18 protein-coding genes are annotated in these 14,810 nt (G+C 41.2%); 17 read left to right on the top strand and 1 reads right to left on the bottom strand.

What is annotated here, in order from left to right:
• The first annotated feature begins 472 nt into the window (after positions 1–472).
• From M1D59_RS14485 to M1D59_RS14415, 15 genes are all read left to right on the top strand, one after another.
• The gene (locus M1D59_RS14485; protein WP_023855301.1) at positions 473–1,027 is read left to right on the top strand and encodes a TetR/AcrR family transcriptional regulator; all 555 of its coding nucleotides are present in this window, start codon (positions 473–475) and stop codon (positions 1,025–1,027) included.
• A gap of 652 nt (positions 1,028–1,679) precedes the next feature.
• Positions 1,680–2,441 carry an MBL fold metallo-hydrolase gene (locus M1D59_RS14480; RefSeq protein WP_458117485.1) on the top strand — a complete coding sequence of 254 codons (762 nt, stop codon included), beginning with the start codon at positions 1,680–1,682 and terminating at the stop codon, positions 2,439–2,441.
• 41 nt (positions 2,442–2,482) lie between these two features.
• A complete protein-coding gene (locus M1D59_RS14475) occupies positions 2,483–2,899 on the top strand; it encodes an ester cyclase (RefSeq protein WP_026579231.1) in 417 nt (138 codons plus the stop codon).
• A 101-nt stretch (positions 2,900–3,000) separates the two neighbouring features.
• A complete protein-coding gene (locus tag M1D59_RS14470) occupies positions 3,001–3,426 on the top strand; it encodes an OsmC family protein (RefSeq protein ID WP_023855298.1) in 426 nt (141 codons plus the stop codon).
• A gap of 304 nt (positions 3,427–3,730) precedes the next feature.
• Positions 3,731–3,991 carry a metal-sensitive transcriptional regulator gene (locus tag M1D59_RS14465; protein ID WP_009327831.1) on the top strand — a complete coding sequence of 87 codons (261 nt, stop codon included), beginning with the start codon at positions 3,731–3,733 and terminating at the stop codon, positions 3,989–3,991.
• A gap of 150 nt (positions 3,992–4,141) precedes the next feature.
• Positions 4,142–4,624 (top strand): DsrE/DsrF/DrsH-like family protein, encoded by a 483-nt coding sequence (locus tag M1D59_RS14460; protein WP_101561122.1) that lies wholly within the window; start codon positions 4,142–4,144, stop codon positions 4,622–4,624.
• A gap of 93 nt (positions 4,625–4,717) precedes the next feature.
• Positions 4,718–5,296: a sulfurtransferase TusA family protein gene (locus M1D59_RS14455; RefSeq protein ID WP_458117484.1), complete on the top strand. Its 579-nt coding sequence runs from the start codon at positions 4,718–4,720 to the stop codon at positions 5,294–5,296.
• Between the two features lie 70 nt (positions 5,297–5,366).
• Entirely contained in the window at positions 5,367–6,497 is a 1,131-nt protein-coding gene (locus M1D59_RS14450; protein ID WP_271725481.1) for an MBL fold metallo-hydrolase, read from the top strand.
• Positions 6,498–6,528: 31 nt separating this feature from the next.
• Positions 6,529–6,756: a sulfurtransferase TusA family protein gene (locus M1D59_RS14445; RefSeq protein ID WP_023855297.1), complete on the top strand. Its 228-nt coding sequence runs from the start codon at positions 6,529–6,531 to the stop codon at positions 6,754–6,756.
• Positions 6,757–6,810: 54 nt separating this feature from the next.
• Entirely contained in the window at positions 6,811–7,593 is a 783-nt protein-coding gene (locus M1D59_RS14440; protein WP_023855296.1) for a sulfite exporter TauE/SafE family protein, read from the top strand.
• A gap of 36 nt (positions 7,594–7,629) precedes the next feature.
• Positions 7,630–7,965 carry a thioredoxin family protein gene (locus tag M1D59_RS14435; protein WP_212110679.1) on the top strand — a complete coding sequence of 112 codons (336 nt, stop codon included), beginning with the start codon at positions 7,630–7,632 and terminating at the stop codon, positions 7,963–7,965.
• An 18-nt stretch (positions 7,966–7,983) separates the two neighbouring features.
• Complete coding sequence (locus M1D59_RS14430; RefSeq protein WP_224067309.1) at positions 7,984–9,075, top strand: PAS domain-containing sensor histidine kinase; 1,092 nt, start codon at positions 7,984–7,986, stop codon at positions 9,073–9,075.
• Positions 9,050–9,694: a response regulator gene (locus M1D59_RS14425; RefSeq protein ID WP_035338402.1), complete on the top strand. Its 645-nt coding sequence runs from the start codon at positions 9,050–9,052 to the stop codon at positions 9,692–9,694. Before M1D59_RS14430 ends, M1D59_RS14425 begins: the two co-directional genes overlap by 26 nt.
• 158 nt (positions 9,695–9,852) lie before the next feature.
• Positions 9,853–11,052 (top strand): NAD(P)/FAD-dependent oxidoreductase, encoded by a 1,200-nt coding sequence (locus tag M1D59_RS14420; RefSeq protein ID WP_212110685.1) that lies wholly within the window; start codon positions 9,853–9,855, stop codon positions 11,050–11,052.
• A 55-nt stretch (positions 11,053–11,107) separates the two neighbouring features.
• Positions 11,108–12,538 (top strand): MBL fold metallo-hydrolase, encoded by a 1,431-nt coding sequence (locus tag M1D59_RS14415; protein ID WP_458117483.1) that lies wholly within the window; start codon positions 11,108–11,110, stop codon positions 12,536–12,538.
• Positions 12,539–12,617: 79 nt separating this feature from the next.
• Here the strand turns inward: M1D59_RS14415 and M1D59_RS14410 are convergent, their stop codons facing one another.
• The gene (locus M1D59_RS14410; RefSeq protein WP_156125050.1) at positions 12,618–12,767 is read right to left on the bottom strand and encodes a hypothetical protein; all 150 of its coding nucleotides are present in this window, start codon (positions 12,765–12,767) and stop codon (positions 12,618–12,620) included.
• 374 nt (positions 12,768–13,141) lie between these two features.
• On the opposite strand from M1D59_RS14410, the gene M1D59_RS14405 reads away from it, so the two are divergent.
• The gene (locus M1D59_RS14405) at positions 13,142–13,987 is read left to right on the top strand and encodes a MerR family transcriptional regulator (RefSeq protein ID WP_458117482.1); all 846 of its coding nucleotides are present in this window, start codon (positions 13,142–13,144) and stop codon (positions 13,985–13,987) included.
• 241 nt (positions 13,988–14,228) lie between these two features.
• Entirely contained in the window at positions 14,229–14,798 is a 570-nt protein-coding gene (locus tag M1D59_RS14400; RefSeq protein ID WP_039072867.1) for a flavin reductase family protein, read from the top strand.
• Positions 14,799–14,810 lie beyond the last annotated feature (12 nt).

The raw sequence follows: 14,810 nt of genomic DNA, 5'->3' as shown, positions 1-14,810 counted from the left end.
TAAAAGAGTTTTTTAAGCTTATTTTTATATATAATATACGGTCTTTCCAAAACAAGTCAAACGGTCAAAAGATCAAAACGGCGAACACTTAAAACCTTGACCAGGCAAAATATAATATATTTTAAAATCACTCAAGTTCACTTAATTACCCGGAAATGTCCCACGGAGTTCGCGCTTGATGATATCTTCGATAATGTTCCCTTTATAAAAAAAAACCCTCCTTTTTAAAGAATCAAAATATATAGAACGTCCTTTCTATTTGTAACATAACATAATTGAGGTAATCAACCTTAGGGGCCCGGAATTCTTTTAATGACTCTATGATTCATCCATTTTTATTGTGAAAAAGTACACATAATGAATACCATTCCAAAATTAATGCAATTCGATGAAGTGTTTGACTACAGAAGCAGTCAATTGGTAATCTGGAGATAAAAAGTTGTTCGATCTAACTAAAGGAGAAGTTGATTAAATGAGTCGATCTGCAAAAAAAGATAAATTACTTCAAGTGGCTGAGCGATTATTTTATGAGCACGGATTTCGCGGAGTAGGACTGAAACAAATCATCAGTGAAGCGAATGTAGCCACAATGACGCTTTATAATCATTTCCCCTCCAAGGACAATTTGGTTGAAGAAGTACTTCGGCAGCGTGAGGAACGCTATTGGTCTTATTTGGATTCGCACGTTGAATTGGATTCGGATTCTCCTTTTATCCTTGCTGTTGAAGCCCATTGTCGCTGGTTAAAAGAACACTCTTATAAAGGAGATATGTTTTTAAGAGCGATAGAAGATTACGCAGGAACCGATAATGACATTGAGAAAATTGCGAGAGGACATAAACACAAATTGCTTCAATACTTTCAAAAATTAGCTCAGAGAAAAGGGAAAACAAATGAGCAGGATTTAGCTTACCAATTTACACTACTCCTTGAAGGAACCACTTCTATGACCACATTGATTGGTGCGGAAAAAGCTACTGAATATTCAATTGCAATGGCGAGGACACTTGTCCAACATACATCATAATTTTTTTATAAATAAATTAGAGAAACTAAAGAGATCAAGCAATGGCTTGGTTTCTTTTTTCATGAAAACAATAAATTTGAAGCCGACATGATAGCGTCGCCTGGCTGCTCCTTACCACTTCTCATTTAAAACAGTGATTCTATATAAGAAGAAAAAAGATAAATTTTGGCCTATTGATCAATAACAATCGGCAATTATAGAGTGATCTACTCGTTTACTCTCCAGAATCCACCAAGAAAAACAACAGCTTTTCTCTTGTGAATTGATATATGAGAGGGCTCATGATAAGCGTTTTCGTACATAGATGAATTAAAGCATATACAAAATCCCCTGTTGAACTTGCTTCATTTAATCATTATCTTTAACCACTCCGATTTTTCTAATTTGGCAACGCTAGAGGTAGCTGCTTGTCCCTTTCTCCAATCGCAATACGACTGTTCTAAAAAAATTCTATTAACACTAGCGCTTTTGTCCGCGTTCAGAATTTAAAAACATTATCCCAAAATTCAGGCTATATTTAAGCTTGCTTTGCATCCATGAATACATTCTTTCAAAATTCAAGTCAAACGGCCAAAAGACTTGATTTAATCCATGTATTTGATAATTGAGTGTAGGTAAACTATAGGTATATCAAAGAAAAGGAGTTTTACACATGAACATTCAACAAATTCGTAATGCCACGCTTATTGTCGAATATGCAGGCAAAAAGTTTTTAATAGACCCAATGTTGGCTGAAAAAGGTGCTTATCCTCCATTCCCAAATGCGCCAAGGCAAGATCAAAACAACCCTTTAGTTGAATTGCCAACGTCTGTCGACAATATTATCAATAAGATTGATGCTGTTATTGTTACTCATTTACATTATGACCACTGGGATGAAGCTGCTAAAGAGGTATTGCCGAAAGATATCAAGTTGTTCTCCCAAAATGAAGAAGATGCAACAGAAATACGAAATGCCGGCTTTAAAAATGTCGAGGTTTTAACAAAAGATACAGTCTTTGAAGGTATTCACTTAATCAAAACCAAAGGTGAACACGGAAGAGGAGAAGTTTTAAAACTTGCAGGACTTGTATGCGGCGTAGTGTTCAAACACGAAAGCGAGAAAACGTTATATGTAGCCGGAGATACCGTATGGTATGAGGGGGTTCAGGAAGAAATTGATACACATCAACCTGAAATCATTGTCATAAACGGCGGAGATAATCAATTCTATGAAGGCGGTTCGCTTATCATGGGTAAAGAAGATATCTATGAAACGCATAAGGCTGCCCCAAATGCAAAAATTATCGTGAGCCACATGGAAGCTGTCAACCATTGGGGATTATCCAAAGAAGAATTAAAATCCTTTATTCATGAAAAAGGAATCTCTTCTCATGTTTTAGTACCTGAAGATGGCGAATCATACTCATTTTAAATTCAAACAGAGAAATATTTAAATGAAGGAGACGAGCATTCATGATGTCCATTGAAAATAATAAAGAATTGGTTCGTCGTTACTTTGAAATAATTGAACAAGAAAAGTATGAGGACTTGAAAGACTTTTGCCATAAGGACTTTGTATTCTATCCGCAATTAGATACACCGTTTCCGGGTGTAGAGGGTTTAATTGAATCAGAAAAGAAAAATTTTGATGCTTTCCCAGGTTTCAAAATGCCAATTCAAGCGATGGTAGCTGAAGGAGACCTAGTAGCCGTTTATTTTATATTTGAAGGTAAGCACACAGGTATCCCATTTGCTGGAGTTCCTGCAACGGGAAAAAACGTTAAATTCTCTCTTATGATGTTGTTACGTATTGTTAACGGTAAAATTATTGAGCATAGATCTCATGTGGATGTGCATGATATTCTCCGTCAGCTTAGCGGTAATGCTTAATATAAAGTACAGTAAAACTTTTTCTTATCTTTTTTATTAGAAGACTCCTTTTTTAAGGGGCTTCTTTTATATATCGATGTCAACTAAAAGGAGTGTTTGTTGTGAAAACAAATGTTAAGATTGATTGGAAGAATGGTGTCAATGGGAACGGTTCTCTTAAAACAGTATTCCTGAATACAAACATTGCGATTCCTGCTGAATTCGGCGGTAGTGGAAATGGAGCCTCTCCCAAAGAAATTCTTGTAGCATCTGCAACAGCTTGTTTTACATCTGTTCTTATCTCTATGATCGAATCAAGGGATCTTCCTGTCATTGATGTGGCGGTTGATTCTGAAGGGCTTAACTCTGAAGATGAATTTAAAATCATTCATCACCCTCGTATCGTTTTATCCGGGAATAAGACAGAAGAACAAATTCAAACAGCAAACCGCCTATTTGCAATGGCTGATAAAGGATGCGCCATTGGGAATTTGCTGAAAAAAGCTGGTGTTAAAATTGAGATTCAAGGAGAAATCTTAGCGAAATAAATCGAATCATGGTTTCGATAGATAACAAGTTTTAAAGGATCGCTTATTATACTTCCCTTTCTTTACAGGAGCCTAAAATTTGATTTATCCTCATTAGTTCAGTATATTATACACATAGGGGTATGTGTATTGCGCGGGTGATATTCCAGTAGAATAGGCTGTTTTGTACAAAAAGTCATCACAGGCTGGATTCTTAACGAATATGACAGAAATGCAGGACAGTTCATATCCGCATAGTAACGGTTTCGCGAAACTGTTGATAAAAATGATATGCTATCATCATAAGAAAATGGGAGGTAATCTGATGGAATACGATGATCAATTAAAAAATAGGATCAAACGAGTTGAGGGTCAAGTTCGAGGGATATTAAAAATGATGGATGAAGGAAAAGAGTGTAAAGAGCTCGTAAGCCAAATGTCAGCGGTTCGTTCCGCATTAGATCGCGCCATTGGTGTTGTTGTCAGCAGCAACTTGGAGAAATGCGTTCGCCTTCAAATCGAAAGAGGAGAAGATACCGAAGACCTCATTCAAGAAGCCGTTAATTTATTGGTTAAAAGCAGATAGTGTTAAGATGGCTGTTGATAATACAGCCTCTGTACACCCCCCCCTGGTTAAAATAAAATCCCTTAAGGGTATAAAGAGCTGAAGCTTATATTTTTTTATTTTTTACATACCCATACGGGTATGAGTATATAAAAATAGGAGGGTTGATCTATGTCAGACCAAAAAGAAAAAACGACCATTGTTTTATTTAGCGGTGACTTAGATAAGGCGATTGCCGCTTTTATTATTGCAAATGGCGCCGCTGCTTATGATCATGAGGTAACAATTTTTCATACATTTTGGGGCCTTAACGCTTTAAGAAAAGATGAACCGGTGCCAGTAAAGAAAGGGCCGCTTGAAAAAGCGTTCGGCTTCATAATGCCCCGGGGTCCAAAGAAATTCGGATTATCTAAAATGAATTTTGCCGGTATCGGGCCTAAAATGATCAAACATGTCATGAAAAAGCACGGCGTGCTGTCTCTGCCTCAGCTGATTGAAATGGCCCAAGAACAAGGAGTTAAGCTTGTTGCCTGTACAATGACAATGGACTTGTTAGGCTTGCAAAAAGAAGAACTTATCGATGGTATTGATTATGCAGGAGTTGCCGCATATCTCGGGGATGCCAACGAAGCAAAAGTGAATTTATTTATATAACGGTCTCCAAATTAACCGGTGCTTTAAGGAATATGGTTGCCGGAGCGATCAAATGGAACCGTGATACAGAAAATGAGTATGGAGGGATGATTGATGAACATCAAATCTGACCGCGTGTTAGATGCAAAGGGGCTTGCTTGTCCAATGCCCGTTGTAAAAACGAAAAAGGCCATTAATGAGTTAGAACCGGGGCAGGTAATTGAAGTGCATGCTACTGATAAAGGGTCTCTTGCTGATATACAGGCATGGACAAAAGGAAGCGGCCACCAGTATCTCGGGACGACAGAAGACGGAGATATATTAAAGCATTTTCTTCGTAAAGCAGGTCACTCGGAAATAAAGAAAGAAAAAACGTTTCCTTATGTGATTCAAAATGAAGAACTTCAAAAAAAGGTAGAGGCGGGAGAACGGATAACAGTCGTTGATGTTCGGGAACCTGCAGAATACCGTCTCGGCCATATTCCAGGAGCGATTTCAATCCCATTAGGTGAACTTGAAAAAAGAGCAAATGAACTGAATAGAGACGGGAAAATGTACGTTGTTTGCCGTACAGGTAATAGAAGCGATCTGGCAGCTAAACAGCTTGCAGCTAACGGCTTTAAAGACGTTGAAAATGTGGTGCGGGGAATGGAGGAGTGGTCAGGGCCTATTGAAAAAGGATCAATAAATTGAACGGCTGCAAAAGTTGCGACCATTGCAACATGATGCCAATGAGATGCTAACAATCTAAGGAGGTTTAGAAGTGGACTTTACAATCATTTCACCAAAAGAAGTAACCGAAAAGCTATTAAGAAAAGAATCGTTTTTTATTTTAGACGTACGAAATAAAGATGCCTTTAGTGATTGGAAAATCGAGGGCAGCCGGGTTGAGCATTTAAATGTTCCGTATTTTGATTTAATTGATGGTGTAGATAAGATTGCAGGCCAAGTTCCTAAAGATCAAGATGTTTTAGTGGTTTGTGCCAAACAAGGGTCTTCAGAGATGGTTGCACAGCATTTAGTGGATGCCGGTTTTGAAAGAGTTTTTGCGCTTGAAGGCGGCATGAAGGCGTGGAGCGAATTTTTACATCCTGTAAAAATCGGAAACTTGAAAGAAGGAGGCTCGATCTATCAATTCGTAAGAATGGGGAAAGGCTGTTTATCCTATTTTATTGAGACTGACGGAGAAGCAATGGTAGTGGACCCTGCTCGTACTGTAGACGCATATATAGATTTTGCAAAAGAGAGAAACGTTACAATTAAACATGTGGTCGATACACATTTACATGCGGATCATATTTCTGGCGCACGTTTACTGCGTGAGCGTACAGGAGCCGCATACTACCTGCCGCCAAAAGATGCAGAGGAAGTGCGATTTTCGCATGAATCGTTAATTGAAGGTCATGATGTTTCGATAGGAAACACAAGCATGAAAGTGGAGCCTATCTACTCACCGGGCCATACGATCGGAAGCACATCTTTAATTGTTGATAATCACTATTTGTTAACAGGAGATATTTTATTTGTTGAATCAATCGGCCGGCCAGACTTGGCTGGAAAAGCCGGGGACTGGGCAGAGGATTTACGTAACACGTTGCATGAAAAATACAAACAAATATCAGGTGACTTGATTGTTCTTCCAGCTCACTTTTCGACAGTCAGTGAATTAGGCGATCAAGGGCAGGTTCAAGCTAAGCTGAGTGATGTATATAAAAAGAATGCCGGTTTAAATCTGGATGAAAATGAGTTCAGACGTGCTGTATCAGAAAACCTGCCGCCACAGCCAAATGCCTATCGGGAAATTCGGCAAACCAACATGGGCAGAATAATGCCGGATGCTGACAGACAAAGTGAGATGGAAATTGGACCAAACCGTTGTGCGGTTCATGGATGAATATAGATTTGAAGATAGGGAGAGATAAAACATGAAATCAGATAAAGTCATAGATGCTAAAGGATTCGCGTGCCCGATGCCAATTGTGAAAACAAAAAAAGCGATGGATGAATTGCAATCCGGAGAAGTGTTAGAAGTACATGCCACTGATAAAGGGGCAAAAAGTGATCTGACAGCATGGGCGAAGTCAGGCGGTCATGAGTTGCTTCAAGGTACTGAGGAAGATGGTGTACTAAAGTTTTGGCTTAAAAAAGGTTAAGGTGATAAAAGGGGGGACTATTCCCCTTTTTATTGAAGAAAAGGGGGAAAGCCGGTGGACATCTCTTTTATTCTTCTCATATTTTTCATCGGATTTGTTGGCTCTTTTATGTCCGGAATGCTTGGTGTCGGCGGGGCAATAATTAATTACCCTCTATTATTATATATTCCTGTGTTATTAGGGTTTACAGGTTTTAATGCTCACCAGGTTTCAGGTATTGTCGCAGCCCAGGTTTTTGTTGCAACATTTTCCGGTGTATGGGCTTACCGGAAAGACGGTTACTTAAATAAAGAACTGATCTCCATCATGGGATTAAGTATTTTGATCGGCAGTCTGATCGGTGGTTATGGGTCACATTTTTTCTCTGAAGACGCCATAAACCTGGTTTACGGATTATTGGCGATTATCGCTGCCATCATGATGTTTATTCCAAAGACAGGAACAGAAGCTCATCAAAGTGATCACGTTCGCTTTCCAAAGATATTAACCTCAATCATGACTTTTGCAGTCGGTTTGACTTCGGGCATAGTCGGTGCGGGCGGAGCTTTTCTGCTTGTTCCGCTCATGTTAGTCGTTTTAAAAATACCTACACGAATCACAATCGCAACATCGCTCGCAGTTACATTTATTTCATCGGTTGGAACAACAGCCACAAAGCTTATATTCGGACAGGTGCCCATTTTACCGGCTTTGATTGTAATGGCTGCCAGTCTAATTGCATCCCCGATCGGTGTTTTCATTGGCAAGAAAATGAATGTCAAAGTTCTTCAAGGTATTTTGATATTCGTTATTTTGCTTACAACAGTGAAAATTTGGGTTGATATCTTCCGTATTTAAGGATTTCTGTATGATCCGTTTTGAAGGAGGGATTGGATGAAAGAGATTACAGAGCTGACTTCAATGGTGGCAATTGAGAAGTTTATAACCGGTCATAAATTAAGTTTTATATATATATCAAGGCCTCAATGTACAGTATGTCACGCTGTTCTGCCGCAGCTTAGAGTACTGTTGACTCGCTTTCCAAAGATTAAATTAGGGCATATCAACGCTGATAGAGTGGAGGAGGTTGCCGGCAGGTTTTCAGTCTTCACAGTTCCTGTGCTTCTTTTGTTTATTGAGGGAACCGAATGTCTAAGAGAAGCGCGTTTTGTTCATTTTGAACAGCTTGAACAGAAGCTAAAAAGAGTCTATCAGTTGTACGAGGAATAGATAGCTGAGGGAGGGGCCATGATGTGTCAAAAACCGACTTTTTTTGAACGGTCTAAAGAAGAAGGAAAGTCAATGGAAAGCGGCTATTTAAGGCAGATCTTTGACCATTTGCAGGATGGAATCATCATGATGGATCAGGAACGCCGAATTCTGGTGATGAACCCGTCCGCAGAGAAGATGACGGGATGGAAATTAGGGGACAAGGTTCCGTATTGTTCCTACTGCCAAACGAGAAAATTGGAAGCGGGAGAAGCGCGTTGTTATTTGCTGGCCAAGCGGGAAGTTCCTTATTTTCTTTCTTCGATGCCCACCTATGAAGGACGATTCGTCGACATGGAGATGAGTACGGCTGTCATTTCTGAAAACGGCGATCAAATGGAAGTTCTTTTGGTTCTGAAAGATTTAACGATAAAGAAAAAGGAAGAGGAAGCGCGGATCTCCAAGCTGGTTCTGCAAAAAACGCTAGAAACTCAGGAAAACGAACACAAGCGGCTGGCCCAGGAACTGCACGATGGCGTAGGGCAATCGCTTTATTCGGTTTCAGTAGGTATTCAAGCGATTCAATCGCGCATGGAGCAGGAAGAAACATTTAGAGAGTACATGCAGGAAATCATCGATGAATTGGAAAAGGCGATCCAAGACGTCAAGCTCTACGCTCTCCAGCTGCGGCCGCACAGTCTCGATCAGCTGGGGCTGATTCCTGCTGTCGAGCACCTTGTGTCCAGCTTAAACAAGACTCATCAGGATGTTTCTATTACGTTTGCCTCAAGCGATATCAGCAATCGCTTGCTGCCGATTTTTGAAATCAATTTGTACCGAATCATTCAGGAGGCGCTGCATAATGCCCTGAAATATTCGCAGGCGACACTAATTGAAGTCATACTGTACAAAGAAGGCGGTGAGCTCGTTTTGATCATTCAGGACGATGGCATTGGTTTTGAACGCGGGCTGACAGAGGAAGGCTTGGGATTCAAACATATGGAAGAAAGAGTCGATCAGATGGAAGGAAGCCTTCGAATTCACTCGGCACTTCAGAAAGGAACGACGATTAAAGTGAAAGTACAGGACAAGGAGGGGAGGGGGAGTGATCAAGGTATTGCTGGTCGATGACCACATGATGATTCGCAAGGGCATCCGTGTCCTTTTGGAAGGTTTTTCTGAAATTGAAATTGCGGGAGAAAGCAACAATGGCAATGAAGCCGTTTTTAAGACCGGACAGTTGAAACCGGATGTCGTGCTGATGGATTTGTCGATGCCAAACGGGTTGGACGGATTCACAGCGAGCACTGCGATCCGGAAGATGAACCCTTCTGTTAAAATCGTGATTTTGACAATGCATGATGAAGAAATTTTTATCCAAAAAGCGATAGAGGCGGGGGCCCATGGATACGTCTTGAAAAACAGCCATTATCAGTTGCTTTATCAGGCAATTGTCGAAGTGTACAGGGGAAATCTCTATTACAAGACATCTGTATCGCCAGACATCATTGATCAATGGCTGAATTCAGAGTCCCAAAAGCCGCCTTCTGTTTTAACTGTTCGCGAAAAGGAGATTCTCAGATTCATCGTTCTGGGTTATGCCAATAAGGAGATTGCCGATAAACTCTCAATCAGCGTCAAAACCGTCGAAAATCATAAAACAAATATGATGCAGAAATTAAAACTGGACTCGAAACACGAATTAATCCAATATGCGATCAAAAACAAATATCTCGATCTGTCGTTGTAACATACGGCCCCTTAACCTTGTCAGCTTGGGAAGACGGGGCTCACATAAAAGTAGGGGAGTTCCCCTATACAAAAAAAGGAAGATGGATGGTAACTTAAAAAACGAGAGACACATCTTTAAGACAAACAGCAACTTTTTAAAACAAAAGGTGGTTGACTATGGCAAGACAAGCTCGTTATACCATTGTCATTGTAGGAGCAGGGACTGCTGGCATCTCTGTCGCCGCCCGTCTCGTCCGGGCTTCTAAAACACTCAAAGGACAAATTGCCATCATTGACCCGCAAACAAAGCACTACTACCAGCCTTTGTGGACATTAGTCGGAGGCGGCGCAGCGAAGAAGGAAGAGTCCGAGCGCGAATTAGCTTCCCTGATTCCTGCCGGGGTAGACTTGATCGGCGATGCTGTAACAGAGTTTCGCCCGAATCAGAACACACTTCTTACAAAACAAGGAACGATCGTTTCCTATGATTATCTCGTGGCAGCAGCCGGTTTGCAAATCGATTGGGACGGGGTCAAAGGTTTGAAAGATGCGGTTGGAAAAAACGGGGTTTGCAGCAACTATTCATATCATACGGTAGACAGCACTTGGGAAAATATCCGCAATTTCAAAGGCGGAACCGCCATTTTCACTCATCCTGATTCTCCCGTGAAATGCGGGGGAGCTCCGCAAAAAATTATGTATTTAGCAGACGACTATTTTCGCAAGTCAAATGTTCGCAATCAATCGGACATGATTTTTGCATCGGCGAAATCAACCATTTTTGATGTCACCAAATACGCAAATGCGCTCGAAAAAGTCGTCCGGCGCAAGGATATCCAAACGATGTACAAGAGAAATCTAATCGAAATTCGGCCTGATTCAAAAGAAGCCTTGTTCGAAAACTTGGATACGGGAGAGCAGGAAGTATTAGCATATGATCTTCTTCATGTGACGCCGCCGATGAAAGCGCCTCTATTCATCAAAGAAAGTGCATTGGCGGATGCCGGCGGCTGGGTCGATGTTGATCCGTACACTCTGCAGCACAAAAAGTTTGCCAATGTTTTCGGAATTGGTGACTGTGCCAACCTGCCGACGTCCAAAACAGGAGCTGCAGTTCGTAAACAGGCTCCGGTTGTGGTGCGAAATCTGTTGTCCTTGATCAAAGGATTATCATTAGATGCAAAGTACGATGGATATACCTCGTGCCCCTTGGTTACAGGATACAACAAACTCGTGCTGGCCGAGTTTGACTATCACAAGGTGCCGCAAGAAACGTTTCCATTTGATCAGTCCAAGGAACGATTCAGCATGTACCTGTTAAAAAGAAGATTGCTGCCCATCATGTATTGGAATGGCATGTTAAAAGGACTGATGTGATGCGAACTCAAAAAAGGATATATTCCGATAAATGTTTCAAGAGGGGGAATACAACATGTTATTGCGCTATTTTTACGATGAAAAACTAGCCCATGCATCCTATCTGGTTGGCTGCCAAAAAACAGGGGAGGCGATTGTCATTGATCCCGGCCGCAATCTGAAACCATATTTGCAAGCAGCCGAAGATGAAGGGCTAAACATCACAGCGGCCGCAGAAACCCATATTCACGCCGACTTTGTTTCCGGCGCTCGCGAACTCGGCGCTACACATCAAGCGAAGCTGTATCTTTCCGATGAAGGAGACGCAGACTGGAAATACCAATATGTCGATGAATTGAACCATCAACTTGTAAAAGAGGGCGATCGCTTTTCCATCGGAAACCTGATGTTTGAGGTTATGCATACTCCCGGCCATACCCCGGAAAGCATTTCCTTCCTGTTGACGGACGGCGGAGGAAATGCGGATCGTCCTATCGGCATCTTTACAGGAGATTTCGTCTTTGTGGGCGACATCGGCAGACCCGATTTGCTCGAAAAAGCGGCGGGAATCAAAGGAACGTCAGAATCGGGAGCAAGAGAGATGTTCAAGTCCCTCGGAAAGTTTAAACAACTCCCGGATTACTTGCAGGTTTGGCCGGCTCATGGCGCAGGCAGCGCTTGCGGCAAGGCATTGGGAGCCATTCCAACTACGACTGTCGGCTACGAAAAGATGTTTAACTGGGCAATGGCATACACCGATGAAGAAGAATTTGTTAAAGCCTTGCTTGACGGGCAACCTGAACCGCCAAAGTATTTCGCTGTGATGAAACGAGTAAATAAAGAAGGTCCTGCATTGCTCAAAGATCTTTCTGCTGTTTTAGAGATTACTTCGATTGAACAAGTGAAAGATTTGCAGGGAAAAGAGCAAATTGTGGATACCCGCTCTTCCCGAGAATTTGCTGAAGGGCATATCAAAGGCACAATCAACATTCCATTCAACAAGGCGTTTACGAACTGGGCTGGCTGGCTCATCGACTACACTCGTCCTGTATACTTCATAACGAATCCGGCCGAAGTGAACGAACTCCTGGAAGCGCTGCGCTCTGTGGGCATTGACAATGCGGCAGGGTTTATAGATCGGGACAAAATCCTGGCAAGCGGTGCTTTTTCACTTGAATCGTACGCGGAGATTACACCACCTGAAATCGCAAAATTAGTCGATGACGGATTCGTGCACGTGCTTGATGTTCGCAATCTGACTGAATGGCAGGAAGGTCATATTCCGAATGCACAACACATCATGTTGGGAACGCTTCAAGAACGTCTGGATGACATTAGAAAAGACTGTCCAATCCTTGTGCAATGCCATTCCGGAGCCCGATCTGCAATAGGGGCCAGCATCCTGCAAGCTAACGGCGGTTTCAAACAAGTTTTGAGTTTGAGCGGCGGCATTGTCCAATGGCAGAAAGACGGTCTTGCCATTTCAACCCCTTGCAGCGGATTTTAATGAAAGAAAATTTCTGCTCAAGTCATGGAATAAAGAGTCAAGAGGCCGATATTGTCTTACTCCCGGCCTCTGACTGATATTATTTCCGCTTTTCCTTCTCCGTCCGATCAAACCTCTGAAACATTTCCACAGCCCCGCTTCTTCGCGTTTTCTCTGCCTTCGGATCATGGCCGACGATGACTTCTTTTTCTCTCTCCTTATGGATGTCGATGTATGATTCACTTTTCAAGTTTCATACCTGAACTTGCTGGTGACGATGAAGCTTTCGTTTTCCGACCCTGAGGACATCGTAAGGGTGATTTCGTTGCCACTCGACGGTTATTCGTTTTGTACGGATAAAGAGACCGTTCAGGGAGAGTTTATGGTCATGATCTGTATACAAGTTCAGGTGGCGGATTAAACATTGCACTTGGAGATGGCTTAGTATGTCGCATATCTGTTGTTTTTTCCAGCACAATCCCTGAGAATACGGCTATATTCAAGACTTATATACACTCCATCGACCGCGAAATTGCTATAATGTGGTTAATTTCCATTCGCATTTCGGTGATCAGAAGAACCATGAACATAAAGAATAGAAACTAAAAAGAAAGGATGAGATTAATGAAGGAATATTTTTCAATCGGGGAAACAGCCCGTCTAAATAACATTTCTATTCAAACATTGCGCTATTATGATAAGATCGGAATTTTCAAGCCTCAATGTACAGATCAGGATAATGGCTATCGATATTACCATGTTAAACAGTTCTTTTATTTAGATATTATAAAATATCTCAAATCTATTAAAACGCCGTTGGGAGAAATTAAGCGCATGATCTCACATACATGTACCCCCGAACTGATGCAAGCCTTTCTTGAGGAGCAAGAAAGCGTGATTGAGCGTGAGATGGAAAGACTCGAATGTGCCAGGCAATTGCTTCAAAGAAGAAAGAACCAGCTTCATGAACAATTGGAGATCCGCACTAAAAAAGAAGAAGGTCTAGTTTATGTTCGACATATAGGAGGCCAAACCATTTTAAAAGCAACGGCACCTCAAGTGAATCCTCATGACCAATCAGATTTGTACTACCGAAAATTGGCTGAAGTTCTTGAAGAAAGTGGAGATATCGTTGATAACTATTATGGACTGATTTATGATTTAAAGCCTTATAAAGATTCCGGTGACATTTATTGCAACAGCGTTTATACGACGATTTATGATGGAGTAAAGATAGATACAGGGGAACAAAACACGAGGTTAGATACAATCCCATCCGGCGAATATGTATGTATTTCATTTGATTGCACGGCAACAAATTATTTTGACTACTATCAAAAACTGTACCATTTTATTGAATCACATGGTATTCAAACGGATGGAAAAGTATATCAAGTTTCTTTTCCAAATAGCTATAACTCATTAAAAGAAGAAGACTTCCTCACAGAATTTAGAGTGCGGAAAAAATAACAATCCCCTTGACCCTATAGTTGCTATAGGGTTTATGATTTATGCATCGTTCTGATGAATATTCGAAAGGGAGGATGTATAAAAATGGCAGAAAATAAGACGCTTCGGTTACTCATGCCAAAAAGCCTGCTGGAAGCCCATTTATTAAATTCTAAACGAATGGTTCATCTGAAGAAGTACCTAGCGACTTAGATGTGTGCCTCTCAAATTTAATGAATCTAAAACAAAAGGAGCGATGAAGATGAGAGCACCGATAGATGAACCCATTTGGTACGCTTACCCTGGAATGGTAGCTGTCGTTACGGCTCAATATAAAGGTGAAAAAAACGCAATGGCTTCCGGGTGGCATACGTATATTGGATCTTCTCCCGGAATGTATGGGATATCGATAAATAAAGAGACATATACTTACAAATTGATTGAGAAAAGCGGCGTTTTCGGTGTGAATTTTCTTCCGGGGAGATGTTCGGAACTCATTCAAGCATTAGGCACCCATAGCGGCAGAGATTTAAATAAGTTTGAAGCATTTCATATTCAATACGAAGAAGGACTAAAAGCTGAGATACCGATTTTAACTGATGCGTATTTCGCTTATGAGTGTAAAGTACACAGTGTTTCCACTTTAGGCGATCAAGAGTGGATTGCGGGAGAAGTTTTACAGAGATATCAAGATCAAGAGCTTTTCTTAAAAAATGGTATGCCGAATTTAGAGAAATTGGATGTTCCGCTTCATATTGGAGGGGCCAGCTATCGAATATTAAATAGTCAAGCAGAGGAGCGTCAACACGTTTTTTATCCCAAAACTGATTGAAACATTCAGGTT

Source organism: Bacillus sp. PK6-026, from assembly GCF_054161455.1.
This window is presented reverse-complemented; position numbering and strand designations above follow the sequence as displayed.

Bases quoted from the DNA above. Each gene is read 5' to 3' on its own strand.
- M1D59_RS14485 (WP_023855301.1), top strand. From the start codon at position 473: ATGAGTCGATCTGCAAAAAAAGATAAATTACTTCAAGTGGCTGAGCGA.
- M1D59_RS14480 (WP_458117485.1), top strand. From the start codon at position 1,680: ATGAACATTCAACAAATTCGTAATGCCACGCTTATTGTCGAATATGCA.
- M1D59_RS14475 (WP_026579231.1), top strand. From the start codon at position 2,483: ATGATGTCCATTGAAAATAATAAAGAATTGGTTCGTCGTTACTTTGAA.
- M1D59_RS14465 (WP_009327831.1), top strand. From the start codon at position 3,731: ATGGAATACGATGATCAATTAAAAAATAGGATCAAACGAGTTGAGGGT.
- M1D59_RS14460 (WP_101561122.1), top strand. From the start codon at position 4,142: ATGTCAGACCAAAAAGAAAAAACGACCATTGTTTTATTTAGCGGTGAC.
- M1D59_RS14455 (WP_458117484.1), top strand. From the start codon at position 4,718: ATGAACATCAAATCTGACCGCGTGTTAGATGCAAAGGGGCTTGCTTGT.
- M1D59_RS14445 (WP_023855297.1), top strand. From the start codon at position 6,529: ATGAAATCAGATAAAGTCATAGATGCTAAAGGATTCGCGTGCCCGATG.
- M1D59_RS14435 (WP_212110679.1), top strand. From the start codon at position 7,630: ATGAAAGAGATTACAGAGCTGACTTCAATGGTGGCAATTGAGAAGTTT.
- M1D59_RS14430 (WP_224067309.1), top strand. From the start codon at position 7,984: ATGATGTGTCAAAAACCGACTTTTTTTGAACGGTCTAAAGAAGAAGGA.
- M1D59_RS14420 (WP_212110685.1), top strand. From the start codon at position 9,853: ATGGCAAGACAAGCTCGTTATACCATTGTCATTGTAGGAGCAGGGACT.
- M1D59_RS14415 (WP_458117483.1), top strand. From the start codon at position 11,108: ATGTTATTGCGCTATTTTTACGATGAAAAACTAGCCCATGCATCCTAT.
- M1D59_RS14405 (WP_458117482.1), top strand. From the start codon at position 13,142: ATGAAGGAATATTTTTCAATCGGGGAAACAGCCCGTCTAAATAACATT.
- M1D59_RS14400 (WP_039072867.1), top strand. From the start codon at position 14,229: ATGAGAGCACCGATAGATGAACCCATTTGGTACGCTTACCCTGGAATG.